Below are 24,241 nucleotides of genomic sequence, written 5' to 3' on the forward strand. Positions count from 1 at the left end.
ATCGGTCATTCGTGTTGCGATAATCGCCCGTGCGTGTCGATAATCGCCCGGCATTCGCCTGCCAGGACAACAACAATGACCGACGCTCCCCGTGCCAGCCTGCCGCCCCTCGCGCCGCCGATCATCGCTTCGCCCGCCAAGCGCATCGAGGCCTTCACCGGCGACCCGAATTTCATGACCTCGCTGGCCCGTGGCCTGGCGGTGATCCATGCGTTCCAGGAGCGCAAGCGCCACCTGACCATCGCGCAGATCAGCCACCGTACCGAGATTCCCCGCGCCGCCGTGCGCCGCTGCCTGCACACACTGATGAAGCTGGGCTACGTCACCTCCGACGGCCGCACCTATTCGCTGCTGCCCAAGGTGCTGACCCTCGGTCATGCCTACCTGTCCTCGACGCCGCTGGCAGTCACCGCGCAGCCGATCCTCGACCGCCTCAGCGAACAACTGCACGAGGCCTGCTCCATGGCCACGCTGGAAGGCGACGAGATTCTCTACATCGCCCGCTCGGCCACACCGCAGCGCCTGATCTCGGTGGACCTTAGCGTCGGCAGCCGCCTGCCGGCCTACTGCACGTCCATGGGCCGCATCCTGCTCGCCGGGCTGAACGACGATGCACTGGAGGATTACCTCGCCCACGCCGACCTGCAGGTGAAGACCAGCCGCACCGTGCACACCCCGGAAATGCTCCGCGCGAGCATCGCCGAAATTCGCCAGCAGGGCTGGGTGATCATCGACCAGGAACTGGAGGTCGGCCTGCGCTCCATCGCCGTGCCGCTGAAGGATTCCGCCGGCCAGGTGCTGGCCGCGCTGAACGTCGGCACCCATGCCGGCCGGGTGTCGCGCCAGGAGCTGGAGACGCGCTTCCTGCCAGTGCTGCTGGAGGCCAGCCGCGAGCTGGGCACGCGGCTGTTCCATTGACTGCGGGGAGGGCCTGCACGCCTTTCGCTGGCCTCTGGCATTCCCTGTTCGCTAACCGCCCACAGGCGCGATTATCGAATTGAACGGCTGAACGTCTCTTCGTACTGTTGAGCGACCCGTCCAGCCGGACGGGCAATAACAACAATGAGCGTCAGCCATGGCCCCTGTGTGCCTGCTTCATCCGCCGGTCCGTGCGTCCACCGGCTCGCGCCTCATTCCTGTCCAGCTTGCGGGAGTGCAGGGCGATCCAGCCGGCCTTCCCGCGACGACGCATTCGCAGGAAGTCTTCGCATGACCAGCTCTGCCCACGTGCCCGCTGCCGGCACCCTCGACGTCCAGTCCTTCATCAACGCCCAGCCGCTGTCGCTGTACCAGTACCGCATCGTGCTGCTGTGCTTCCTCATCGTTTTCCTCGACGGCCTGGATACCGCCGCCATGGGCTTCATCGCCCCGGCGCTGACCCAGGACTGGGGCATCGACCGCGCCAGCCTCGGCCCGGTGATGAGCGCCGCGCTGATCGGCATGGTGTTCGGCGCCCTGGGCTCCGGCCCGCTGGCCGACCGCTTCGGGCGCAAGGGCGTGCTGGTGGTGGCGGTGTTCCTCTTCGGCCTGTTCAGCCTGATCTCGGCCTACAGCAGCAACCTCGAGCAATTGATGGCGCTGCGCCTGCTGACCGGCATCGGCCTCGGCGCGGCGATGCCCAACGCCACCACGCTGCTCTCGGAGTACACCCCCGAGCGCCTCAAGTCGCTGCTGGTGACCAGCATGTTCTGCGGCTTCAACCTGGGCATGGCGTCCGGCGGCTTCGTCTCCGCCAAGCTGATCCCAGCCTACGGCTGGCACAGCCTGCTGCTGCTCGGCGGCGTGCTGCCGCTGGTGCTGGCGGTGGTGCTGCTGGTGTGGCTGCCGGAGTCGGCGCGCTTCCTGGTGGTGCGCAATCGCGGGGCGGACAAGGTCAAGCGCGCCCTGGCGCCCATCGCGCCGGCCGAGGTGGTTGCCGCCCGTGACTTCAGCGTGCCCGAGCAGAAGACGGTGCAGAGCCGCAACGTGTTCAGGGTGATCTTCTCCGGCACCTACAGCGCCGGAACCCTTTTGCTGTGGCTGACCTACTTCATGGGCCTGGTGATCGTCTACCTGCTCACCAGCTGGTTGCCGACGCTGATGCGCGACGCCGGCGCGAGCATGGAACAGGCTGCCTTCATCGGTGCGCTGTTCCAGCTCGGCGGGGTGCTCAGTTCGGTGGCGGTCGGTTGGGCCATGGACCGCTTCAATCCGCACAAGGTCATCGGCATCTTCTACTGCCTGGCCGGGGTGTTCGCCTATTGCGTGGGGCAGAGCCTGGGCACCGTCACGCTGCTGGCGACCCTGGTGCTGGCGGCTGGCATGTGCGTGAACGGCGCGCAGTCGGCCATGCCGTCGCTGGCAGCACGCTTCTATCCGACTCAGGGTCGTGCGACGGGGGTTTCCTGGATGCTTGGCATTGGTCGTTTCGGCGCCATCCTCGGTGCCTGGATCGGCGCCACGCTGCTGGGCCTGGGCTGGAACTTCGAGCAGGTGCTGACCGCGCTGATGGTGCCCGCCGCCATCGCCACCGCCGCGGTGCTGATCAAGGGGCTGGTGAGCCACGCCGACGCGACCTGACGGACGCGTCTGAAAGGGGCCGCGATGCAAGGTCGTGGCCCTTCCGCTGGCGAACGTTTCCTACGCTGCAGAGCTCGACGCAATGTCGGTTGTTCTGGCGTCAATAGGATGAACGGTCTCTGGGTGGGAGTGAACGGTCGAAAAATCGCCCCGTTTCGCTGAAATAGATTCAACTCCCTGAAGAAATTGCTGTCGGACCAATAGCCAATCTTTGTCCTGGCACCCCAAAAGGGGGGCTCCACACGGGGCCCGGCCACCTGACCATCGTTGGAAAAGTCCATGGTTCTTCATGCAGTTGGATGCTCATTTTCCCGCCTGAAATCGCGGCGGGGCCCCGGACGCCAGGAAGGCTTCTCCCTGGTGGAAATGATGGTGGTTGTCGCGCTGCTGGCGATCTTCGCTGGCGTGGCCCTGCCAGGTTTTCGCTACCTGATCGAATCCAGCCGTGTGCAGAGCGGCGCATCGACGCTTTTCCGGCTGCTCCAGGCGTCCCGTGCGGATGCGGTCAACACCCGACAGACCCTCACGCTCTGCCCCAGCAGTGGAAACCTGCAGTGGGTGGTGGTGCGCGCCAGCACCTGTGGTTCGATCACCTCCACCTCGGTGAGCCAGCGCCTGGACCTGCCGAGCAGCCTCAGCGTGAGCAGCACCATCAGTAACCTCTCGTTCAAGCCTGATGGCAGCGCCGCGGCGGCTGACCTGGACATCTCCAGCAGCGGCACCAGCAAGGCATTCAGTATCAAGGTGGCCGCTTCGGGTTACATCAGCCTGCAGGGAGCAACCGGCCAATGATAGGGCGCACGGCGAGGCGGAACATGGCGGGCTTCAGTCTGGTGGAGGTGATGGTGGCCCTGCTGGTCACCTGCTTCGGCGTGCTCGGCATGCTGGCGATGCAGGGGCGAACCATCGCCTATGCCCAGGACACCATTCTGCGCAGCAACGCGGCGGAGCTGGCGGACGAGTTGATGGAGATGATGCGCACCGATATCTACTCCACCCAGGACGGCAGCGCGGCCCAGGTGGTGCCACCGACCAGTTGGGGCTACTACAAGGCTGCCAGCGCGTCATTTCCCACCGCTCCCAGCAGTTGCGCCTCACTGGCTTCGCTGACTGCCAGCCAGCGCCTGGCCTGCTGGTCGCAGCGGGTTAACCAGGCGCTGCCGGGCGCTTCCGGCCTGGCCAGCGAGTTCTATGTCTGCCGCACCAATGGCAGCAGCAAGTGCAGCAACAGCGGGTCAGCCATCGAGATCCAGCTGGCCTGGCGGGTGAAGGCCGGCGAATGCCTGGACGCCAACGCCACCGGCGACAACACCATCTGCCGTTACGTGCTGCGGGAGGAACCCTAGGATGCGCAGGTCAGGCGTGCGTGCCCAGGCTGGGGTGACGCTCATCGAGCTGATGATCTCCATGGGCCTGAGCCTGTTCCTGATCCTGGGCATCACCCAGATGTTCCTCGACGGGCAGAACCGTTCGCGCTACTTCGATGGCCAGGCGCAGAACCAGGACAGCGCGCGCTACGCCCAGCAGATGCTTGATGGGCGCCTGTCGAAAGCCGGTTACCGGCGCCTGCCGTCCTCGCGCATGACCGCCGCGTTTCCCGCGCAGACCAGCAATGGCTGCGTCTTCGCAGCCGGCCAGGCGCTGGTGCGGGTGGATGCCAACACCGTCTGCCTGCGCTACCAGCCGCGCGACACCACTGACGTCGATTGCACCGGCGCATCGCTGGCCAGCCGCGCCGGGGTCAACAAGCCCTACAGCAACTACAGCCCGAGCAACAACGTGGTCGAGAAACTCACCCTGAGCAACGGCAAGCTGACCTGTAACGGTTCCAGCCTGGTGGAGAACGTGGTGGCGCTGCGCTTCGACTTCGGGGTGGACAGCGAGAGCGACGAATTCAATCGCCAGGTGGCGCAGTACGTCGCCACGCCGGCGGCTGGTCAGACAGTGCGCAGTCTGCGTTACGCGTTGCTGCTGGCCAGCAGCAGCTCGGTGAGCGGCGGCTTGGCTGCCACCACCTGCCAGCGCTGGCAGGACCTCTACGGCAGCAAGGCCTGCACCGATGGCGACGGGCCCGTGCGGCGCATCGTCAGCGGCACCAGCATGTTGAGGAACCTGATGCCATGAAACGACTGTCTTCCCGCCGGCAGCGTGGCGCAGTGTTGTTCGTCGCGCTGGTGATGTTGCTGCTGATCACCCTGGCTGCCGTCAGCGGCATGCGCGGCATGCAGCTGGAAGGGCGGATGACCGGCAATCGCCTGGAGCAACAACGGCTGATGAGCGCGGCCGAGTCCGCGCTGCGCGAAGGGGAAGGGCGCCTGCGCAAGAGTACCCGCGCACTGGACAACTGCACGGCGGGCACCTCGCCGTGCTTCACCGCAGCGGCGACCAACTACAGCACCGACTTCAGCAAGTCCAACCTGTACTCCGGCATGGAAGGCGGCACCAGCCTGCTGCGCAGTGCGCGCTGGTACCTGCGCTACATCTCCAACAACTGCAAGGGCGGCGCGGGAGGCAGCGCGAATTCCTACCTGTCGAAGGGGCAGGTGGGGTGCACCTACTACTACGAGGTCAACTCCCAGGCCTACAAGGGTACGGCCACCAGCAAGGCCTGCGGTGCTGACGCGCTGTGCCTGCGCTCGACCTTCGGGCTGGTGATCCAGTGAATTTTTCCGGTCGTACAAGGATGCCGACACCATGAAGTCGTTGCGTGCGACGCTGTTCCTGCTGCTGTCCTGCCTGGCGGGTGGCCAGGCCTGGGGCGCGTCCCTGGCGCAGACGCCGCTGTTCGTCAGCAACATCGCGCCGCCGATGAACATGCTGGTGGTGGGCCGCGACCAGAAGCTCTACTTCCCGGCCTACAACGACGCCTCCGACATCGACGGCGACGGCCAGCTGGATACCTATTACAAGCCCAGCATCGACTACACCGGCTACTTCGACTCCTACAAGTGCTACATCTACGATGTGCTGAGCGGCACCTTCGCGCCCTCCAGCGCCACCAGCACCAAGAAGTGCACCAGCGCGGTTGGCCGCTGGAGCGGCGACTACCTGAACTACCTCACCATGTCGCGCCAGGATGTGCTGCGCAAGGTGCTCTACGGCGGCTACCGCTCTACCGACAGCGCCTTCTCCACGGTGCTCGAGCGCGCCTTCATCCCCAACGACGCGCACAGCTGGGGCAAGGAGTACCTGAGCGTCGCCCGCGACGGTTACAGCCTGGCGGACTACACCCCGATCCCGGTCCCCACCAACGGCAAGTACGTGCTCTTCGCCAACACCTCGATCGGCTCCAGCACGCTGGGTTCCTACAACAGCAGCGCCGCGCCGAGGCTACGGATCATCACCAGCCTGCAGCAGGCGCTGCTGGGCACTTACCGGATCTGGGGCTGGGTGTCGCGCGAGTCGGCGCAGGGCACCAACACCGTCACCAGCACCACCAACAGCGACACCACCATCATCCCTGCGTACGACCTCAACGTCCGGGTGCAGGTGTGCGTGGCCGGCCTGCTGGAAAGCAACTGCGCCCAGTATGGCAACCTCTACAAACCTACCGGTGTGCTCCACGACTACGGCGCCTCGGACAAGATGTACTTCGGCCTGGTCACCGGCACCTACGCCAACAACCTGCGCGGTGGCGTGGTGCGCAAGGCGGCGGCGTCCTTCAGCAACGAATACAACAGCTCCACCGGGCGCTTTCTGACCGACTCCACCACCGGCACCGGCTGCCTCAACGGCCGCTGCTACGTGAACAACAGCGGCATAGTCGCCAACCTCGACCGCCTGGTGTTTTCCGCCGGCTGCACTGACTCCAGCGGCTACAACCTCAATCCGCTGACCAACGGCAAGTGCGTCGACTGGGGCAACCCGCTCGGCGAGATGGCCTACGAGACGCTGCGCTACTACGCCGGCAAGGCGCCGACCGCGGCTTACGCGGCCGGCACAGCCGACACCAACCTGGGCCTCTCCAGCCTGACCAGCTGGGCCAACCCCTACAGCACCTACCCGTCCTGCACCCGGCCGTTCATGACGCTGATGAGCGACGTCAACCCGAGCTACGACTCGGATGTGCCGGGCAGCTCCCTGGGCACCGACAGCCAGCCGACCAACGACATCAGCTTCAACTTCGCCAGCATCGGCGCCACCCTGTGGAGCCGCGAGGTCGGCGGCAGTGCCTCGGTGAACGTCGGCCAGTCCGGCGGCACCAATGACTCGGCGCCCACCGCCAAGACCGCCAGCAGCTTCGCCACCATTCGCGGGCTTGCCGAGGAGCCCACGCGCCAGGGCAGCTACGCGACCTCGGCCGTGTCTTTCTTCGGCAGCCAGAACGCGCTCACCACCGCGGGTTCGAACCGGGTGCAGAGCTTCTCCATCGCCCAGTCCTCGACCCTGCCCAACATCCGCATCAAGACCAGCAAGGGGACGCTGCGCCTGGTGCCGTTCAGCATGAACGTCAGCCAGAGCGTGGTCAGCCAGATCACCGGCTTCTACATCGACACATTGACCCGCGACAGCGCCGGCAACCTCACCTCCATCACCTTCCGCGTGGTCTACGACGACTCCGCACAGGGCCGTGACTACGACATGGACGCCATCGTGCTCTACACGGTGACGGCCAGGAGCGACGGTACCGTGGACGTGACCAGCCAGACCGAATACTCGGTGGCCGGCGATGAATCGCACATGGGCTACACCATGGCCGGCACCACGAAGGATGGCGTGTACCTGGAGGTCACCGGCGGTGGCAGCGGCAGTTCGCGTTTCCGGCTCGACACTCCGGATGGCCGGTCCCCCGGCGACTGCTCGTCGATCACCTGCGCGCTGTTGCCTGGCCTGAGTGGCAGCAGCGGCGCGCTCAGCGGCAACCGGCCGGCCTACCACACGCGCAATTTCACGCCGTCGGCCACTACCGCCGTGACCAGCCTGCAGGACCCCATGTGGTACGCCGCCAAGTACGGCAAGACCGACCTCACCAATTGGGACCGCGACGGCGATGGCGTGCCGGACAACTACTTCCTGGTCAGCAACCCCAGCAAACTCGCCTCCCAGCTCAAGTCGGCCTTCGACGACATCCTCCAGCTCAATACGTCGGTCGCCGCCGTGGCGGTCGACTCCCAGTCGCTGGACAGTGGCAGCTACACCTACGGCACCAGCTTCGTCACCGGCGACTGGACCGGCGACCTGCTGAAGAAGCAGCGAACCATGACCACCAGCAGCTCCGGCGCCGTCACCACGACCACAACCACGCTGTGGCGGGCGTCGGCGCAACTGGGCACACCCAGCGCGCGCAACATCCTGTTCGCCAAGAGCGGAGCGCTCACCGCCTTCAACTGGAGCAACCTGACCGCCGCCCAGCAGACCCAGCTCAATCGCACCGTTGCCGGTGTGGTCGATACCCAGGGGCAGGCGCGGGTCGGTTTCCTGCGTGGTGAGAACAACACCTTCCGCACCCGCACGACGCTACTCGGCGACATGATCAATTCGGCACCGGTGCTGGTCAGCGGCTCCGACTATCTGTCCTCGCGCGCCGACGCCCTGGAGGGCAGCACCACCTATGCGGCGTTCGCCACCGCGCTGGCGGCGAAGCCCTCGGTGGTCTATGTCGGCGCCAACGACGGCATGCTGCATGCCTTCAACGCGACCACCGGCGCCGAGATCTTCGCCTTCATCCCCAGCGCGGTGATCCCCAACCTGAACGCCCTCACCGCGCCGGACTACGGCAAGCAGCAAGGCACCGAGCATCGCTTTTTCGTCGACGGCACGCCCGTGGTGTCCGACGTCTACTACGGCTCGGCCTGGCACAAGGTCCTGCTGGGCAGCCTTGGCGCCGGCGGCCGCGAGGTGTTCGCCCTCGACGTCACCGACCCTGCCGCGCCCAGGCTGCTCTGGGAGTTCACCAGCGACAACGACAGCAGCCTCGGCTACACGGCGGCGCGGCCGTCCATTGCGCGCCTGCACAACGGCAAGTGGGTGGCACTGGTGCCCAATGGCTATGACATCGGCAGCAGCACTGCGTCGCTGCTGATCATCGACATCCAGACCGGTGCGTTGCTGAAGAAGATCACCGCCACGCCGAGCCTGACCGCCGCCGAGACCGCCTCGCTGGATGCCCTCAACAACGGCCTGTCGCGACTGTTCGTGGCCGACGCCAACAATGACGGCATCGCCGACTATGCCTACGGCGGCGACCTGCTGGGCAACCTCTGGCGTTTCGACCTGATCGACACCAGCGGGGGCGACCCGCTCAACAGCACGGCCTCGGAGGCGCGATACGCCGTTTCCTTCGGCGGCAACCCGCTGTACGTTGCGCGCAATGCCAGCGGTACGCGCCAACCGATCACCACCGCGCCGTCGCTGGTCGATCACCCCAGCGGCACCGGCTACATCGTCGCCTTCGGCACGGGCCGCTATCTGCTCACCGCCGACAAGACCTCCACGGCGCAACAGAGTGTCTACGGCATCTGGGACCGCAAGATCGCCGGCGAGGCCACCACCTCCTCACTGACGGCGGCGCGCACGCGCAGCAACCTGCAGGCACAGACGCTCAGCACGGGGACCTTCAACAGCACCTCGACCTACACCCTGAGCAACAACGAAGTGGCGTGGTATGACACCTCTGGCAACACCGCCGATGCCAACGTCAACAAATGGGGCTGGTACTTCGACTTCCCGGTGGCCGGCGAGCGGCAGATCTACGACATGACGCTCTACGGCTCCGCCCTCATCTTCAGCAGCTCCACGCCGCAGACCGGCACCTGCGCCGCCGGCCTCTCCGGCACCCGCTACGCCATCGATCCCGAGCGCGGCGGGCTGACGCCGTACAACGTCTTCGACCTGAACAACGACGGCAGCTTCGATGCGCTCTCGGCGTTCATCACCGGCGGTGGCGATATCACCGTCTCCGGTGGCTACACCTACACCGGCGGCGAGGGCGGCGGCACCAACCTGCTGCCGGACGCCATCCGCACCAACTCCGGCACCGTGAGCGGCCGGCGTACCTGGCAGATCCAGCCAGCCAACTGACAGGGAGAAAGCATGAAGCAACGTCGGCAGGAGAGGGGGTTCACCCTGATCGAACTGATGGTCACGGTGGCGATAGTGGCGATCCTCGCCGCCATCGCCTTCCCCAGCTACCAGCGTTACGTGCTGCGCGGCCACCGGGTCGAAGCCCAGGCCGTGCTCAGCGAGGCGGCGGCCCGGCAGGAGCGCTACTACTCGCAGAACAATGCCTACGCCAGCACTGCCGCCGCGCTGAACATGACCAGCAATGTCAACGCTCTGCAGTACTACAGCCTGGCCATTTCCAACATCACCGCCACCACCTACACGCTCACCGCCACCGCCACGGGCTCCCAGGCCAAGGATACGCCGTGCCTGAGCCTGAGCCTCGACCAGGCCGGCACTCGCAGCAATACCGGCACCGGAACCGGCACCACCTGCTGGCAATGAGTGGGCGACGAAAGCGTGCGATTGGCGAACACTGCGCCACAGGTCGAATTGCGCCGGCCGGTACCGGCCCCTAGGGTGAAGCGGATTCGCGGGCCTGCCTTGCACCTGGATTACCCGCACGACCGTCCATCCCGGCCGATGCCCGTATTCCGGGCCACGGCATAGACTGGGCGCACGAGCCGCGACGAAGAGCGCGGCCAACCACAAGAGTGAGTGCCTGTATGCAAAGCCTGCTGAGCGAGCGCAGCCGCGTGTTCGAGCGTGCCGATCCCTATGCGGTGTCCGGCTACGTCAACCAGCATGTGGGCACCCACGACCTGCGCCTGCCGGCCCACGGCCATCCCCAGGCCAGCCTCAATCACCGGCGTTTTGCCAGCCTCGACCTGTGCCGCATCAGCTATGGCGGCGCGGTGCGCGTCACCTCGCCGGCGCTGGAGAGCATCTTCCACCTGCAGATCCTCCTCAGTGGCCACTGCCTGTGGCGCGGCCAGCGCCAGGAGCACTACCTGGCGCCGGGCGAGCTGCTGCTGATCAACCCGGACGACCCGGTCGACCTGACCTACTCGGACGACTGCGAGAAATTCATCCTGAAGATTCCGGTGACCCTGCTCGAAGCCGTCTGCGCCGAGCAGCGCTGGAACCACCCGCGCGCCGGTGTGCGCTTCACCGAGAACCGCTACCAGCTGGGCGATCTGGAAGGCTTCGTCAACCTGCTGTCGATGGTCTGCCAGGAGTCCGAAGCCGGCGAACGCCTGGCGCGGGTCGACGAGCACTACCAGCAGATAGTCGCCAGCAAGCTGCTGACTCTGCTGAAGACCAACGTCAGCCGCGAACCCATTGCCGGTGCCAGCGCTTCCTTCGAACGCATCGAGGCGTACATCGAGGGCCACCTGCGCGAGGACATCGACGTCGAAGCGCTGGCGCGCCAGGCTTCAATGAGCCTGCGCTCGCTCTACGCGCTGTTCGAGCGGCATGCAGGCGCCACGCCGCGCCAGTACATCCGCCGCCTCAAGCTGGAGCGCATCCGCGCCTGCCTGAGCGACCCGGCCTGCCCGGTGCGCAACGTCACCGAGCTGGCGCTGGACTATGGCTTCCTGCACCTGGGGCGCTTCGCCGAAGGTTACCGCCAGCAGTTCGGCGAATTGCCCTCGGAGACGCTCAAGCGCCGCAGCTGATCTCTGCTGGCTCACGCCGACGTTATGCTTGAGCACCAACGTAGGATGGCGTGGAGCGCAGCGATACCCATCAATTCCGGCGCACCGACAGCATGGGTATCGCAAGCTCCACCCATCCTACTCAAGCGTTCGCCGGGGAAGGCGGCAGGGCACCAGGCCATTCCTGCGAAAGCCGATTGGTAGGGCGCATAACGCGCCAGCGTTATCCGCCGCGAGGTGGCCGGCGGATAACCCGTTCCGGGTTATGCGCCCTACGTGCTGCCGTTCCTCCGATTCCCCGCTTCGCTTGCCGGGGTGGGGCTGTACTGGGAAGAGGCGTGCGCAATTCCTGCGCAATCCCAGCGAGGTCGCGTCCATGAATCCCACCCCGTTCATTCTCTCGCCGGGAGCGCGCAGCCCGGCCCTCAATGTCGTCGGCATCCGCATCAACGTGCTGGTCGCCGACACCGACTCGGCGGCGCAGCGGATTACCTTTCAGGCAGGCGAGGAGGGTGCCGGGCCGCCGTCGCACACCCATGACTGGGACGAGTCCTTCTATGTGCTCCACGGCGAAGTCGTCTTCACGGTCGCCGAACGCACGGCCGCCTGCCAGGCCGGCACGTTGATCCACATTCCCGCCGGCACCTTGCATGGCTTCAACTTCGGCCCCGGCGGTGGCGAGATGCTCGAAATCACCGGCGCCCAGAGCCAGGCCATCGAGATGTTCCGCGCCCTGGATCGCGAGCTTGCGCCCGGCCCCGTGGACGTACCGAAGACCGTCGAAGTGGCCGCTGAATACGGCGTTATCTTCCACCTCTGAATTCCCGGCGGCCTGCTCGCGCGGGCCTTCGTTGCGGCTTCACGGCAACCCTGCAGAAAACGGATAGCACTCTGCACAAAGCGGATATTGCCCCGCCGAACCCAGCCCTAACCTGAGCCTGCCTGAACAATAACAACGGAGGCCCCGGCCATGTCCCTGGGTATCGACTACTTGCGTTCGCTGCTTGAGGAAGACCCTGCCAAAGGCGTCTATCGCTGCCGGCGGGAGATGTTCACCGACCCGCGCCTGTTCGACCTGGAGATGAAGCACATCTTCGAAGGCAACTGGGTCTACCTCGCCCATGAAAGCCAGATCCCCGAGAAGAACGACTTCCTGACCACGATGATCGGTCGCCAGTCGGTCTTCATCGCGCGCAACAAGGACGGCGTGCTCAACGCCTTCCTGAACGCCTGCAGCCACAAGGGCGCCATGCTCTGCCGACACAAGTCCGGCAACCGCGCAAGCTACACCTGCCCGTTCCACGGCTGGACCTTCAACAACTCCGGCAAGCTGCTCAAGGTCAAGGACCCGGCCGAGGCCGGCTATCCGGAAGGCTTCAACTGCGAAGGCTCCCACGACCTGACGAAAGTGGCGCGTTTCGAGTCCTACCGCGGCTTCCTCTTCGGCAGTTTGAAGGCCGAGGTCAAGCCGCTGGTGGAGCACCTGGGCGAGTCGGCGAAGATCATCGACATGATCGTCGACCAGTCCCCCGAAGGCCTGGAAGTGCTGCGCGGCTCCAGCAGCTACATCTACGAAGGCAACTGGAAACTCACCGCCGAAAACGGCGCCGACGGCTACCACGTCAGCTCGGTGCACTGGAACTACGCCGCCACCCAGAACCAGCGCCAGCAGCGCGAAGCCGGTGAAGAAGTGAAGACCATGAGCGCCGGTGGCTGGGCCAAGCATGGCGGCGGTTTCTACTCCTTCGACCACGGCCACCTGCTGCTCTGGAGCCGCTGGGCCAACCCCGAGGCGCGCCCGGCCTTCGAGCGCCGCGACGAACTGGCCCGCGACCATGGCCGCGCCCGCGCCGACTGGATGATCGAGAACTCGCGCAACCTCTGCCTGTACCCCAACGTCTACCTGATGGACCAATTCAGCTCGCAGATCCGCATCGCCCGGCCCATCGACGTCAACCGCACCGAAATCACCATCTACTGCATCGCGCCGAAGGGCGAGAGCAGCGAGGCTCGTGCCCAGCGCATCCGCCAGTACGAGGACTTCTTCAACGTCAGCGGCATGGCCACGCCGGACGACCTGGAGGAATTCCGTTCCTGCCAGCAGGCCTACCAGGGCAGCGCGGGCGGCTGGAACGACATGTCGCGCGGGGCGCAGCACTGGATCGACGGCGCCGACGATGCGGCGCGGGAAATCGACCTGGCGCCGGCTCTGTCCGGCGTACGCACCGAGGACGAAGGCCTGTTCGTGCTGCAGCACCAGTACTGGCAGCAGACCATGATCGATGCGCTGGCCGCCGAGCAGGCCAATCGCATCGCCGTGACAGAGGAGGGCGTGTGATGAGCCGCTACGAGAGCGTCCGCGACTTCCTCTACCGCGAAGCGCGCTACCTCGATGACAAGGACTGGGATGCGTGGCTGGAGCTGTACGCCGCCGACGCCACCTTCTGGATGCCCTCCTGGGACGACCGCGACCAGCTCACCGAAGACCCGCAGCGGGAAATCTCGCTGATCTGGTACGGCAGCCGTGGCGGCCTGGAAGACCGCGTGTTCCGCATCAAGACCGAGCGCTCCAGCGCGACCCTGCCGGACACGCGCACCTCGCACAACCTGAGCAACATCGAGGTGCTCGGCGAGGCCGACGGGCAGTGCCAGGTGCGCTTCAACTGGCACACCCTGAGCTTCCGCTACAAGACACTCGACAGCTACTTCGGCACCAGCTTCTACACGCTCGATGTGCGTGGCGAGCAGCCGCTGGTAAAGGCGAAGAAGGTTGTGCTGAAGAACGACTACGTCAGGCAAGTCATCGACATCTACCACATCTGATTCGCCGTCGCAGGCTGTGCGGCGCGTGCGTGGATTCGCCGCGCGCGATGCTGCCTGCGCGGCACCGAGGTACACGCCATGAACCACAAGATCGCCCTCAATTTCGAAGACGGCGTTACCCGCTTCATCGACGCCGGCCCCAGCGAGACCGTGGCCGATGCGGCCTACCGCCAGGGCATCAACATTCCGCTGGATTGCCGCGACGGCGCCTGCGGCACCTGCAAGTGCTTCGCCGAAGCCGGCCGCTACGACCTGGGCCAGGACTACATCGAGGACGCGCTCACCGAGGACGAAGCCGAGCAGGGCTACGTGCTCACCTGCCAGATGCGCGCGCAGAGCGATTGCGTGGTGCGCGTGCCGGCCTCCTCGCAAGTCTGCAAGACCGCCCAGGCCAGTTTCGAGGCCAGCATCAGCGCGGTGCGCCAGCTCTCCGAAAGCACCATCGCGCTGTCGATCAAGGGCGAGTCGCTGAGCAGGCTGGCCTTCCTGCCGGGGCAGTACGTCAACCTGCAGGTGCCGGGCAGCGAGCAAAGCCGCGCTTACTCCTTCAGCTCGCTGCAGAAGGACGGCGAGGTCAGCTTCCTGATCCGCAACGTGCCGGGCGGCCTGATGAGCAGCTTCCTCACCGGTCTGGCCAAGGCCGGGGACGCGCTGTTCCTGGCCGGCCCGCTGGGCAGCTTCTACCTGCGCGAGATCAAGCGGCCCTTGCTTCTGCTGGCCGGTGGGACGGGCCTGGCGCCCTTCACCGCGATGCTCGAACAGATCGCCGAGCGTGGCAGCGAACATCCGCTGCACCTGATCTACGGCGTCACCCATGACTTCGACCTGGTGGAGATGGACCGCCTGGAAGCCTTCGCCGCGCGCATCCCCAATTTCACTTGGAGCGCCTGCGTGGCCAGCCCGGAGAGCAGCTATCCGCGCAAGGGCTACGTCACCCAGCACATCGAGCCGGCGCACCTGCACGACGGCGAGGTGGACATCTACCTCTGCGGCCCGCCGCCGATGGTCGAGGCGGTCAGCCAGTACATCCGCGAGCAGGGCATCACGCCGGCGAATTTCTACTACGAGAAGTTTGCGGCGAGCGCGGCCTGATGGGTCAAGAGCCCCTCACCCTAACCCTCTCCCGCAAGCGGGAGAGGGGACCGTTCGGCGCAGGATAGAACCACGGTATCAACCGGTACGGACGGCCCCCTCTCCCTCTGGGAGAGGGCTGGGGTGAGGGTGGTGGGTAACGCACCAAGTTTCGGGAATCAACTGAACATGAGGTTTCCATGAACCGATTCAACAACAAGATCGCCCTCGTCACCGGCGCCGCCCAGGGCATCGGCCGGCGCGTCGCCGAACGCCTGGTGGAAGAGGGCGCCAAGGTCATCGCCGTGGACCGCTCGGAAATCGTCCACGAACTGCAGGACGCCCTCGGCCAGCACGGCGAAGTGCTCACCCTGACTGCCGACCTGGAGCGCTTTGCCGACTGCCAGGGCGTGGTCGCCCAGGCCATCGAGCGCTTCGGCCGCCTCGACATCCTGGTCAACAACGTCGGCGGCACCATCTGGGCGAAGCCCTTCGAGCATTACGCCGAGGACGAGATCGAAGCCGAGGTGCGCCGCTCGCTGTTCCCGACCCTGTGGTGCTGCCGCGCGGCGTTGGTGCCGATGCTGGAGCAGGGCGCGGGCGCCATCGTCAACGTCTCGTCCATCGCCACCCGTGGGGTTAATCGCGTGCCCTACGGGGCGGCGAAGGGCGGGGTGAACGCGCTGACTGCGTGCCTGGCCTTCGAGACCGCCGAGCGCGGCGTGCGGGTCAACGCCACCGCGCCCGGCGGCACCGAAGCGCCGCCGCGGCGCATCCCGCGCAACGCGGCGCAGCAGAGCGAGGAGGAGAAAGCCTGGTACCAGCAGATCGTCGACCAGACCCTCGACAGCAGCCTGATGAAGCGCTATGGCAGCATCGACGAGCAGGTCGGCGCGATCCTCTTCCTCGCCTCCGACGAAGCCAGCTACATCACCGGCGTGACCCTGCCGGTGGGTGGCGGCGACCTGGGCTGAGTCGCCGCCATGATGCCCTTACGGCAGGTTTGCGCCGATCAGTTGCAGGCAGCGTTGCAGCGGCGCGCTGACGTCGCCGCGGCGCTGGCTGAGGATGATCGGCGAGACCGCCCCGGCGTCGGTCAGCGTGGCGTAGCCGATGTCGGCGCGGTGCTGTTGCTGCACCGACGCCGGCACCAGCGCCACGCCCAGCCCGGCGGCGACCAGGCCGATGGCGGTCTGCAATTCGTTGGTCCACTGCGCCACGCGGATGCCCAGGCCGTGGTTGGCGAACAGCGCCAGCACGTGGTCGGCGTAGCTGGGGCGCGGGTTGGCGGGGTAGAGCACGAAGTCCTCGCCGGCCAGCTGTTCCAGGCTCAGCGGCGTGCCGAGCAGGCGATGGCCGGCGGGCAACACGGCGACCATCGGCTCCTCGCGCAAGACCTGCTGGGTAATCGCCGGATCGTCGATGCGGATGCGCCCGAAGCCGATGTCGATGCGCCCGCTTTTCAGCGCCTCGACCTGCTGCACCGTGGTCATTTCCTGCAGCCCCAGCTCCAGAGCGGCGTCGCCGCGCAACTCGCGGATCAGCTCGGGCAAGCCGTCGTACAGCGTCGAGGGCGCGAAGCCGATGCCGAACCACTGGCGCTCGCCCTGGCCGATGCGCCGGGTGCTCTCGCAGATGCTTTCCAGCTGCGCCAGCAGGGTGCCGGTCTGCTCGTGGAAGTAGCGCCCGGCGTCGGTCAGGCGCAGCGGTCGGCCACGCTCCAGCAGCGCTACGCCAAGCAGTTCCTCGAGCTGCTGGATCTGCCGGCTCAGTGGCGGCTGGGCGATGTGCAGGCGCTCGGCGGCGCGGGTGAAGTTGAGGGTGCCGGCCACTTCGCGGAAGTAGCGCAGGTGTCGCAGCTCCATGATACCTCCAGGGTATGCAACAAGATGGCAACGATATTGGACTGCCTGTAGGCCCCGGCGCAATCCTTCGTCAATCGTGAAAAGACCTGTCGGGTATCGCCGCAATGCGGCCCGGCCCACCCACAAATCCCAGACCGGAACGCCGTCCATGAGTAGCCCCGTCATCGAACGCATCGAGTCGATCATCGTCGACCTGCCGACCATCCGCCCGCACAAGCTGGCCATGCACACCATGCAGCAGCAGACGCTGGTGATCATCCGCCTGCGCTGCTCCGACGGCGTCGAGGGCATCGGCGAAGCCACCACCATCGGTGGCCTGGCCTATGGCAACGAGAGCCCGGAAAGCATCAAGGCCAACATCGACGCGCACTTCGCGCCGCTGCTCAAGGGCCAGGACGCCAGCAACATCAACGCCTGCATGCAGCGCCTGGACAAGTCGATCAAGGGCAACACCTTTGCCCGCTCGGGTATCGAGAGCGCGCTGCTGGACGCCCAGGGCAAGCGCCTCGGCCTGCCGGTCAGCGAGCTGCTCGGCGGTCGGGTGCGCGACAGTCTCGAAGTGGCCTGGACCCTGGCCTCCGGCGACACCGCCCGCGACATCGCCGAAGCCGAGCAGATGCTCGACATCCGCCGCCACCGCATCTTCAAGCTGAAGATCGGCGCCAACCCGCTGGAGCAGGACCTCAAGCACGTGGTGGCGATCAAGAAGGCCCTGGGCGAGCGCGCCAGCGTGCGCGTGGACGTCAACCAGGGTTGGGACGAATCCCAGGCCATCCGTGGCTGCCAGGTGCTCGGCGAGAACGGCATCGACCTCATCGAACAACCCATCTCGCGCATCAACCGCAGCGGCCAGGTGCGCCTGAACCAGCGCAGCCCGGCGCCGATCATGGCCGACGAATCCATCGAGAGCGTGGCCGACGCCTTCAGCCTCGCCGCTGACGGCGCCGCCAGCATCTTCGCCCTGAAGATCGCCAAGAACGGTGGCCCGCGCGCCGTTCTGCGCACTGCGCAGATCGCCGAAGCCGCCGGCATCGCGTTGTACGGCGGGACCATGCTCGAAGGCGCGGTCGGCACCCTGGCCTCGGCCCACGCCTTCCTCACCCTGGAGAAGCTGACCTGGGCCACCGAGCTGTTCGGCCCGCTGCTGCTCACCGAGGAAATCGTCACCGAGGCGCCGGTCTACCGCGACTTCCAGCTGCATGTTCCGCGCACGCCCGGCCTGGGCCTGACCCTCGACGAGGAGCGCCTGGCGCGCTTCCGCCGCCACTGATTTGCAACCCTTTCCGACTGCCCGATAGAGGAGAAGACCCGATGCTGTTCCACGTGAAGATGACCGTGAAATTGCCCGTCGACATGGACCCGGCCAAGGCTGCCCAGCTCAAGGCCGACGAGAAGGAGCTGGCCCAGCGCCTGCAGCGCGAGGGCAAGTGGCGCCACCTGTGGCGCATCGCCGGGCACTACGCCAACTACAGCGTGTTCGACCTCGCCAGCGTCGAGGAACTGCACGACACCCTGATGCAGCTGCCGCTGTCCCCGTACATGGACATCGAGGTCGACGGGCTCTGCCGCCATCCGTCCTCGATCCATACCGACGACCGCTGATTTCTGTCCGAACGACTCAACAAGAACAAGACTTGAGGATCGCATCATGACCGTGAAGATTTCCCAGACTGCCGACATCCAGAAGTTCTTCGAAGAGGCCAGCGGCGCCCTGAATGACCAGGGCACCCCGCGCGTGAAGAACCTCGTCCTGCGCATCCTGCAGGACACCGCGAAACTGATCGAAGACATGAACGTCACCCCCGACGAATTCTGGAAAGCGGTGGACTACCTCAACCGACTCGGCTCCCGTCAGGAAGCCGGCCTGGTCGTCGCCGGCCTCGGCGTCGAGCACTACCTCGACCTGCTGCTGGACGCCCAGGACGCGGCTGCCGGTATCGGCGGCGGTACCCCGCGCACCATCGAAGGCCCGCTGTATGTGGCCGGCGCGCCGCTGTCCGAAGGCGAAGCGCGGATGGATGACGGCAAGGACGCGGGCACCGTGATGTTCCTTTCCGGCCGCGTGTTCGACCCGCAGGGCAAGCCGCTGGTCGGCGCCGTGGTCGACCTCTGGCACGCCAACACCCAGGGCACCTACTCGTACTTCGACAGCACCCAGTCCGAGTTCAACCTGCGCCGGCGCATCGTCACCGACGCCGAAGGCCGCTACAAGGCCCGCAGCATCGTGCCCAGCGGCTACGGCTGCCCGCCGGACGGCCCGACCCAGGAGCTCCTCGATCAGCTTGGCCGCCACGGCCAGCGCCCGGCGCATATCCACTTCTTCATCTCCGCACCGGGGCATCGTCACCTGACCACGCAGATCAACCTGGCCGGCGATCAGTACCTGTGGGACGACTTCGCCTACGCCACCCGTGACGGTCTGATCGGCGAGGTGCGTTTCGTCGAGGACGCGGCTGCCGCCCAGGCGCGCGGTGTGGACGGGCGCTTCGCCGAGATCGAGTTCGACTTCCAGCTGCAGCAGGCGGCTTCCTCCGACGCCGAAGACCGCAGCAGCCGTCCCCGCGCGCTGCAGGAAGCCTGATTCCCGCCAGCGCTCCGGCCTTTCCGGTAACCCCGCCGTAGGATGGCGTGGAGCGCAGCGATACCCATCGATCCGTGCACCGACCGCATGGGTATCGCTGCGCTCCACCCATCCTACGCAGAGCGCCCTGATGCTCCGCAGCTCGGGCTGTCGCAGGCATGGCCAACTCCTACAGACCGACGCTGTGCCAACACTGTAGGAGCGGGCCATGCCCGCGACCCGCGGACAACGTCTGCGTCCACCTTCAGACACCTCCGATCCCGTGAAAACCAGCCGTTAGCCCCCTAAGAGAAGTGTTCGATATTCGCACCAATAGTCGATTATCGCATTGTTCGCCCATCCCCCCGACGGTACTGTTTTCCCATCGGCACCCCCTACACAACGAGACCGACCATGGCTGAACTCCTGACTCTCCGCGAAGCGGTCGAGCGCTTCGTCAACGACGGCGATACCGTCGCGCTCGAAGGCTTCACCCACCTGATCCCGACCGCTGCCTCCCACGAGCTGATCCGCCAGGGCAAGAAAGACCTGCACCTGGTGCGCATGACCCCCGACCTGGTCTACGACCTGCTGATCGGTGCCGGCTGCGTGCGCAAGCTGACCTTCTCCTGGGGCGGCAACCCCGGTGTCGGTTCGCTGCATCGCCTGCGTGACGCGGTGGAGAAGGGCTGGCCGCGGGAGCTGGAGATCGACGAGCACAGCCACGCCGACCTCGCCAACTCCTACGTCGCCGGCGCCTCGGGCCTACCGTTCGCCGTGCTGCGCGCCTACGCCGGCTCCGACCTGCCGAAGGTCAACCCGAACATCAAGTTCATCAACTGCCCGTTCACCGGTGAGCAACTGGCTGCCGTGCCGTCGGTGCGTCCGGACGTCACCGTGATCCACGCGCAGAAGGCCGACCGCAAGGGCAACGTGCTGCTGTGGGGCATCCTTGGCGTGCAGAAGGAAGCCGCCCTGGCCGCCAAGCGCTGCATCGTCACCGTCGAGGAAATCGTCGACGACCTGAATGCGCCGATGAACTCCTGCGTGCTGCCGACCTGGGCGCTGTCCGCCGTCTGCCTGGTGCCCGGCGGTTCGCACCCGTCCTACGCCCACGGCTACTCCGAGCGCGACAACCGCTTCTACCAGGCCTGGGACCCGATCGCCCGCGACCGCGACACCTTCAACGCCTGGATCGATACCTACATCCGCGGCACGAAAGATTTCAACGAGTTCAAAGCCAAGCTCGCGGAGGCCAAGTAATGAGCGCCTACAGCACCAATGAAATGATGACCGTGGCCGCCGCCCGCCGCCTGAAGAACGGTGCCGTCTGCTTCGTCGGTATCGGCCTGCCGTCCAAGGCCGCCAACCTCGCGCGTCTGACCGCCTCGCCGGACGTGGTCCTGATCTACGAATCGGGCCCCATCGGCGCCAAGCCCAGCGTGCTGCCGCTGTCCATCGGCGACGGCGAGCTGGCCGAGACCGCCGACACCGTGGTGCCCACCGGCGAGATCTTCCGCTACTGGCTGCAGGGCGGGCGCATCGACGTCGGCTTTCTCGGCGCAGCCCAGGTCGACCGCTTCGGCAACATCAACACCACTGTCATCGGCGACTACAACAAGCCCAAGGTGCGCCTGCCTGGCGCCGGTGGCGCGCCGGAGATCGCCGGTTCCGCCAAGGAAGTGCTGATCATCCTCAAGCAGTCCCACCGCACCTTCGTCGACAAGCTGGCCTTCATCACCTCGGTCGGCTTCGGCGAGGGCGGCGACCATCGCAAGCAGCTCGGCCTCCCAGGCAAGGGCCCGGTGGCGATCATCACCGACCTGTGCATCATGGAGCCGGAAGCCGGCAGCAACGAATTCATCGTCACCACCCTGCACCCGGGCGTGACCCGCGAGCAGGTGGTCGAGAACACCGGCTGGGCGATCCGCTTCGCTGAGCAGGTGACCGAGACCGTCGCGCCGACCGACGTCGAGCTGGAAGCCCTGCGCGCCCTCGAAGCCCGCACCGCCGCCGCCCACGGCCAGCTGGGAGGTGAGGAATGAGCCGCGAGGTCTTCATCTGCGACGCCGTGCGCACGCCCATCGGTCGCTTCGGCGGCTCGCTCTCCGGTGTGCGCGCCGACGATCTCGCCGCCGTGCCGGTGAAGGCGCTGCTGGAACGTAACCCGCAAGTCGACTGGGCCGCGCTGGACGAGGTCTACCTCGGCTGCGCCAACCAGGCCGGCGAGGACAACCGCAACGTGGCGCGTATGGCGCTGCTGCTGGCTGGCCTGCCGGAAAGCGTGCCGGGCGTGACCCTCAACCGTCTCTGCGCCTCGGGCCTGGACGCGGTAGGCACCGGCTTCCGCGCCATCGCCAGCGGCGAGGCCGAGCTGGTCATCGCTGGCGGCGTCGAGTCCATGTCCCGCGCGCCCTACGTGATGGGCAAGGCCGACAGCGCCTTCGGCCGCGGCCAGAAGATCGAGGACACTACCATCGGCTGGCGCTTCATCAATCCGCTGATGAAGGCGCAGTACGGCGTGGACGCCATGCCGCAGACCGCCGACAACGTGGCCGACGATTACAACGTCAACCGCGCCGACCAGGACGCCTTTTCCCTGCGCAGCCAGCAGCGTGCCGGCGTCGCCCAGGCCAACGGCTACTTCGCCGAGGAAATCGTCCCGGTGGTGATCAAGGGTCGCAAGGGTGACACCGTCGTCGACACCGACGAACACCCGCGCCCGGACACCACCCTGGAAGCGCTGGCCAAGCTCAAGCCGGTCAACGGCGAAGGTAAGACCGTCACTGCCGGCAACGCTTCCGGCGTGAATGACGGTGCCGTGGCGCTGATCCTCGCCAGCGCCGAGGCGGTGAAGAAACACGGCCTGACGCCGCGCGCGAAGGTGCTCGGCATGGCCAGCGCCGGTGTCGCCCCGCGCGTGATGGGCATCGGCCCGGTGCCGGCGGTGCGCAAGCTGCTGGAACGCCTGAACCTGTCAGTCGACCAGTTCGATGTCATCGAGCTGAACGAAGCCTTTGCCGCGCAAGGTCTGGCGGTGACCCGTGATCTGGGCATCGCCGATGACGACGTACGGGTGAACCCCAACGGCGGCGCCATCGCCCTCGGCCACCCGCTGGGTGCCAGCGGCGCGCGCCTGGTGCTGACCGCTGTGCACCAGCTGCAGAAGTCCGGCGGCAAGCTCGGCCTGTGCACCATGTGCGTGGGCGTAGGGCAGGGCGTGGCGCTGGTCGTCGAGCGCGTGTGACCGCTGGCCTTGTAGGGCGCATAACCTGGAACAGGTTATCCGCCGGCCATGGGTCGGCGGATACTCTGGCGCGTTATGCGCCCTACGAAAGGCAACTCTCCGGTCATACTGTCCGACAACGCCCGCCGATCTCCGGAGCCACCTCGTGAGCACCAACCTTCTGTTCGACGCCTACTTCACCCAGCCCGCCATGCGCGCGATCTTCAGCGACCACGGCCGGGTGCAGGGCATGCTCGACTTCGAGGCCGCGCTGGCCCGTGCCGAGGCCCGCGTGGGTGTGATCCCGGCAAGCGCCGTGGCGCCCGTCGCCGCCGCCTGCCGCGCCGAACTCTACGATTTCGCTGCACTGGCGCAGGCCATCTGCAGCGCCGGTAATTCCGCGATCCCGCTGGTGAAGGCGCTGGGCAAGCGTATCGCCGCCGAGGACGCCGAAGCCGAGCGCTACGTGCACCTGGGCGCCACCAGCCAGGACGCCATGGACTCCGGGTTGGTCCTGCAGTTGCGTGCCGCCATTGAGCTGCTCGAAGGCGACCTCGCCCAGTTGGCCGACGCGCTCGCCGTACAAGCACAAGCCCACGCCGGCACGCCCATGGTCGGCCGCACCTGGCTGCAGCACGCCACGCCCGTCACCCTCGGCATGAAGATCGCCGGCTGGCTGGGTGCGATTACCCGCCATCGCCAGCGTCTGAGCGAACTCAAGCCGCGCCTGCTGTGCCTGCAATTCGGCGGCGCCTCCGGCAGCCTCGCCGCGCTGGGCGAGCAGGGCTTCGCCGTGGCCGAAGCGCTGGCTGAAGAGCTGGACCTGCAACTCCCCGAACAACCCTGGCACACCCAGCGCGACCGCCTGGTGGAGTTCGCCAGCCTGCTCGGCCTGATCGCCGGCAGCCTGGGCAAACTGGGCCGCGATCTCAGCCTGCTGATGCAGACCGAGGCCGGCGAAGTCTTCGAGCCTTCCGCGCCGGGCAAGGGTGGTTCCTCCACCATGCCGCACAAGCGCAACCCGGTGGGCGCCGCCGTGCTGATTGGCGCGGCGACCCGCGCGCCCGGCCTGGTCTCGACCCTGTTCGCCGCCATGCCCCAGGAACACGAGCGCAGCCTCGGCTTGTGGCACGCCGAATGGGAAAGCCTGCCGGAGCTGTGCTGCCTCGTCTCCGGTGCGCTGCAACAGGCAATGAGCCTGGTGCCGGGCCTGGAAGTGGATGCCGAGCGCATGCTGGCCAACCTTGACCTGACCCGTGGCCTGGTGCTCGCCGAAGCCGTGAGCATCGCCCTGGCCCAGCGCATCGGCCGCGACGCCGCACACCACCTGGTGGAGCAGTGCTGCAAACAGGCGGTGAAGGAGGGTGCACACCTGCGCGCGGTGCTCGGTGCCAACGCCGAAGTCGCCGCCCAACTGAATGCCGAAGAGCTGGATCGCCTGCTCGATCCCGCCCATTACCTGGGCCAGGCGCGCCGCTGGGTCGAGCTCGCGCTGGCCGAACACCAAGCACTTTCCTTGCGCAAAGAATCCCCATAG

The 24,241-nt window shown here is 66.6% G+C and carries 22 protein-coding genes; 21 read left to right on the forward strand and 1 reads right to left on the reverse strand.

The window, feature by feature from the left end; all coding sequences use genetic code 11:
* Positions 1–75: 75 nt before the first annotated feature.
* The 14 genes from IB273_RS01210 (at position 76) to IB273_RS01275 (ending at position 16,027) form a co-directional block, all read left to right on the forward strand.
* Entirely contained in the window at positions 76–918 is an 843-nt protein-coding gene (locus IB273_RS01210) for an IclR family transcriptional regulator (protein WP_017519476.1), read from the forward strand.
* A 291-nt stretch (positions 919–1,209) separates the two neighbouring features.
* A complete protein-coding gene (locus tag IB273_RS01215; RefSeq protein WP_192222994.1) occupies positions 1,210–2,559 on the forward strand; it encodes an MFS transporter in 1,350 nt (449 codons plus the stop codon).
* 279 nt (positions 2,560–2,838) lie between these two features.
* Positions 2,839–3,351, forward strand: coding sequence for a GspH/FimT family pseudopilin (locus IB273_RS01220; protein ID WP_081516589.1), 513 nt, complete (start codon positions 2,839–2,841; stop codon positions 3,349–3,351).
* Positions 3,352–3,374: 23 nt separating this feature from the next.
* Positions 3,375–3,905 carry a type IV pilus modification protein PilV gene (pilV, locus tag IB273_RS01225; RefSeq protein WP_139791490.1) on the forward strand — a complete coding sequence of 177 codons (531 nt, stop codon included), beginning with the start codon at positions 3,375–3,377 and terminating at the stop codon, positions 3,903–3,905.
* A 1-nt stretch (position 3,906) separates the two neighbouring features.
* Positions 3,907–4,683 (forward strand): PilW family protein, encoded by a 777-nt coding sequence (locus IB273_RS01230; protein WP_081516591.1) that lies wholly within the window; start codon positions 3,907–3,909, stop codon positions 4,681–4,683.
* The gene (locus tag IB273_RS01235) at positions 4,680–5,222 is read left to right on the forward strand and encodes a PilX N-terminal domain-containing pilus assembly protein (protein WP_081516592.1); all 543 of its coding nucleotides are present in this window, start codon (positions 4,680–4,682) and stop codon (positions 5,220–5,222) included. The genes IB273_RS01230 and IB273_RS01235 overlap by 4 nt, the downstream gene beginning before the upstream one ends.
* A 31-nt stretch (positions 5,223–5,253) precedes the next feature.
* Positions 5,254–9,579, forward strand: a complete 4,326-nt coding sequence (locus tag IB273_RS01240) for a pilus assembly protein (RefSeq protein WP_192222995.1) — start codon at positions 5,254–5,256, stop codon at positions 9,577–9,579.
* Positions 9,580–9,591: 12 nt separating this feature from the next.
* Positions 9,592–10,005: a type IV pilin protein gene (locus IB273_RS01245; RefSeq protein ID WP_192222996.1), complete on the forward strand. Its 414-nt coding sequence runs from the start codon at positions 9,592–9,594 to the stop codon at positions 10,003–10,005.
* 221 nt (positions 10,006–10,226) lie between these two features.
* The gene (locus IB273_RS01250) at positions 10,227–11,180 is read left to right on the forward strand and encodes an AraC family transcriptional regulator (RefSeq protein WP_192210872.1); all 954 of its coding nucleotides are present in this window, start codon (positions 10,227–10,229) and stop codon (positions 11,178–11,180) included.
* A gap of 355 nt (positions 11,181–11,535) precedes the next feature.
* A complete protein-coding gene (locus IB273_RS01255; protein WP_151186606.1) occupies positions 11,536–11,979 on the forward strand; it encodes a cupin domain-containing protein in 444 nt (147 codons plus the stop codon).
* A 150-nt stretch (positions 11,980–12,129) separates the two neighbouring features.
* Positions 12,130–13,497 carry a benzoate 1,2-dioxygenase large subunit gene (gene benA / locus IB273_RS01260; RefSeq protein ID WP_192222997.1) on the forward strand — a complete coding sequence of 456 codons (1,368 nt, stop codon included), beginning with the start codon at positions 12,130–12,132 and terminating at the stop codon, positions 13,495–13,497.
* Positions 13,497–13,982 carry a benzoate 1,2-dioxygenase small subunit gene (benB, locus tag IB273_RS01265; protein ID WP_225610057.1) on the forward strand — a complete coding sequence of 162 codons (486 nt, stop codon included), beginning with the start codon at positions 13,497–13,499 and terminating at the stop codon, positions 13,980–13,982. The genes benA and benB overlap by 1 nt, the downstream gene beginning before the upstream one ends.
* A 78-nt stretch (positions 13,983–14,060) precedes the next feature.
* Positions 14,061–15,074 (forward strand): benzoate 1,2-dioxygenase electron transfer component BenC, encoded by a 1,014-nt coding sequence (benC, locus tag IB273_RS01270; RefSeq protein ID WP_192222999.1) that lies wholly within the window; start codon positions 14,061–14,063, stop codon positions 15,072–15,074.
* 179 nt (positions 15,075–15,253) lie between these two features.
* Complete coding sequence (locus IB273_RS01275; protein WP_151186609.1) at positions 15,254–16,027, forward strand: 1,6-dihydroxycyclohexa-2,4-diene-1-carboxylate dehydrogenase; 774 nt, start codon at positions 15,254–15,256, stop codon at positions 16,025–16,027.
* A gap of 18 nt (positions 16,028–16,045) precedes the next feature.
* On the opposite strand, the gene IB273_RS01280 is transcribed toward IB273_RS01275, so the two are convergent.
* Positions 16,046–16,918 (reverse strand): LysR family transcriptional regulator, encoded by an 873-nt coding sequence (locus tag IB273_RS01280; protein WP_192223000.1) that lies wholly within the window; start codon positions 16,916–16,918, stop codon positions 16,046–16,048.
* Between the two features lie 148 nt (positions 16,919–17,066).
* Here IB273_RS01280 and IB273_RS01285 point away from each other — a divergent pair, with 148 nt between their 5' ends.
* The 7 genes from IB273_RS01285 to IB273_RS01315 all read left to right on the forward strand — a co-directional run bounded on the left by IB273_RS01285 (position 17,067) and on the right by IB273_RS01315 (position 24,241).
* Positions 17,067–18,188 carry a muconate cycloisomerase family protein gene (locus IB273_RS01285; protein WP_192223001.1) on the forward strand — a complete coding sequence of 374 codons (1,122 nt, stop codon included), beginning with the start codon at positions 17,067–17,069 and terminating at the stop codon, positions 18,186–18,188.
* Between the two features lie 41 nt (positions 18,189–18,229).
* On the forward strand, positions 18,230–18,520 hold the full coding sequence (gene catC, locus IB273_RS01290; RefSeq protein ID WP_192223002.1) for a muconolactone Delta-isomerase: 291 nt from the start codon (positions 18,230–18,232) through the stop codon (positions 18,518–18,520).
* A gap of 46 nt (positions 18,521–18,566) precedes the next feature.
* Positions 18,567–19,499 carry a catechol 1,2-dioxygenase gene (catA, locus tag IB273_RS01295; protein ID WP_192223003.1) on the forward strand — a complete coding sequence of 311 codons (933 nt, stop codon included), beginning with the start codon at positions 18,567–18,569 and terminating at the stop codon, positions 19,497–19,499.
* Between the two features lie 393 nt (positions 19,500–19,892).
* Positions 19,893–20,741, forward strand: coding sequence for a CoA transferase subunit A (locus IB273_RS01300; RefSeq protein ID WP_081516604.1), 849 nt, complete (start codon positions 19,893–19,895; stop codon positions 20,739–20,741).
* Entirely contained in the window at positions 20,741–21,523 is a 783-nt protein-coding gene (locus IB273_RS01305; RefSeq protein ID WP_081516605.1) for a CoA-transferase subunit beta, read from the forward strand. Before IB273_RS01300 ends, IB273_RS01305 begins: the two co-directional genes overlap by 1 nt.
* The gene (gene pcaF, locus IB273_RS01310; RefSeq protein ID WP_192210867.1) at positions 21,520–22,725 is read left to right on the forward strand and encodes a 3-oxoadipyl-CoA thiolase; all 1,206 of its coding nucleotides are present in this window, start codon (positions 21,520–21,522) and stop codon (positions 22,723–22,725) included. The genes IB273_RS01305 and pcaF overlap by 4 nt, the downstream gene beginning before the upstream one ends.
* 145 nt (positions 22,726–22,870) lie before the next feature.
* Positions 22,871–24,241: a 3-carboxy-cis,cis-muconate cycloisomerase gene (locus IB273_RS01315; protein ID WP_192223004.1), complete on the forward strand. Its 1,371-nt coding sequence runs from the start codon at positions 22,871–22,873 to the stop codon at positions 24,239–24,241.

Source organism: Pseudomonas sp. PDM19, assembly GCF_014852215.1.
Lineage (GTDB): Bacteria > Pseudomonadota > Gammaproteobacteria > Pseudomonadales > Pseudomonadaceae > Pseudomonas.

What these genes read in the sequence shown, in the direction of transcription:
- IB273_RS01300 (WP_081516604.1), top strand. Translation starts at nt 19,893, where the DNA reads ATGGCTGAACTCCTGACTCTCCGCGAAGCGGTCGAGCGCTTCGTCAAC.
- catC (WP_192223002.1), top strand. Translation starts at nt 18,230, where the DNA reads ATGCTGTTCCACGTGAAGATGACCGTGAAATTGCCCGTCGACATGGAC.
- IB273_RS01220 (WP_081516589.1), top strand. Translation starts at nt 2,839, where the DNA reads ATGGTTCTTCATGCAGTTGGATGCTCATTTTCCCGCCTGAAATCGCGG.
- IB273_RS01285 (WP_192223001.1), top strand. Translation starts at nt 17,067, where the DNA reads ATGAGTAGCCCCGTCATCGAACGCATCGAGTCGATCATCGTCGACCTG.
- IB273_RS01240 (WP_192222995.1), top strand. Translation starts at nt 5,254, where the DNA reads ATGAAGTCGTTGCGTGCGACGCTGTTCCTGCTGCTGTCCTGCCTGGCG.
- IB273_RS01210 (WP_017519476.1), top strand. Translation starts at nt 76, where the DNA reads ATGACCGACGCTCCCCGTGCCAGCCTGCCGCCCCTCGCGCCGCCGATC.
- IB273_RS01250 (WP_192210872.1), top strand. Translation starts at nt 10,227, where the DNA reads ATGCAAAGCCTGCTGAGCGAGCGCAGCCGCGTGTTCGAGCGTGCCGAT.
- IB273_RS01275 (WP_151186609.1), top strand. Translation starts at nt 15,254, where the DNA reads ATGAACCGATTCAACAACAAGATCGCCCTCGTCACCGGCGCCGCCCAG.
- IB273_RS01305 (WP_081516605.1), top strand. Translation starts at nt 20,741, where the DNA reads ATGAGCGCCTACAGCACCAATGAAATGATGACCGTGGCCGCCGCCCGC.
- IB273_RS01230 (WP_081516591.1), top strand. Translation starts at nt 3,907, where the DNA reads ATGCGCAGGTCAGGCGTGCGTGCCCAGGCTGGGGTGACGCTCATCGAG.
- benC (WP_192222999.1), top strand. Translation starts at nt 14,061, where the DNA reads ATGAACCACAAGATCGCCCTCAATTTCGAAGACGGCGTTACCCGCTTC.
- catA (WP_192223003.1), top strand. Translation starts at nt 18,567, where the DNA reads ATGACCGTGAAGATTTCCCAGACTGCCGACATCCAGAAGTTCTTCGAA.
- IB273_RS01280 (WP_192223000.1), bottom strand. Translation starts at nt 16,918, where the DNA reads ATGGAGCTGCGACACCTGCGCTACTTCCGCGAAGTGGCCGGCACCCTC.
- benA (WP_192222997.1), top strand. Translation starts at nt 12,130, where the DNA reads ATGTCCCTGGGTATCGACTACTTGCGTTCGCTGCTTGAGGAAGACCCT.
- IB273_RS01255 (WP_151186606.1), top strand. Translation starts at nt 11,536, where the DNA reads ATGAATCCCACCCCGTTCATTCTCTCGCCGGGAGCGCGCAGCCCGGCC.
- benB (WP_225610057.1), top strand. Translation starts at nt 13,497, where the DNA reads ATGAGCCGCTACGAGAGCGTCCGCGACTTCCTCTACCGCGAAGCGCGC.
- IB273_RS01245 (WP_192222996.1), top strand. Translation starts at nt 9,592, where the DNA reads ATGAAGCAACGTCGGCAGGAGAGGGGGTTCACCCTGATCGAACTGATG.
- pcaF (WP_192210867.1), top strand. Translation starts at nt 21,520, where the DNA reads ATGAGCCGCGAGGTCTTCATCTGCGACGCCGTGCGCACGCCCATCGGT.
- pilV (WP_139791490.1), top strand. Translation starts at nt 3,375, where the DNA reads ATGGCGGGCTTCAGTCTGGTGGAGGTGATGGTGGCCCTGCTGGTCACC.
- IB273_RS01215 (WP_192222994.1), top strand. Translation starts at nt 1,210, where the DNA reads ATGACCAGCTCTGCCCACGTGCCCGCTGCCGGCACCCTCGACGTCCAG.
- IB273_RS01235 (WP_081516592.1), top strand. Translation starts at nt 4,680, where the DNA reads ATGAAACGACTGTCTTCCCGCCGGCAGCGTGGCGCAGTGTTGTTCGTC.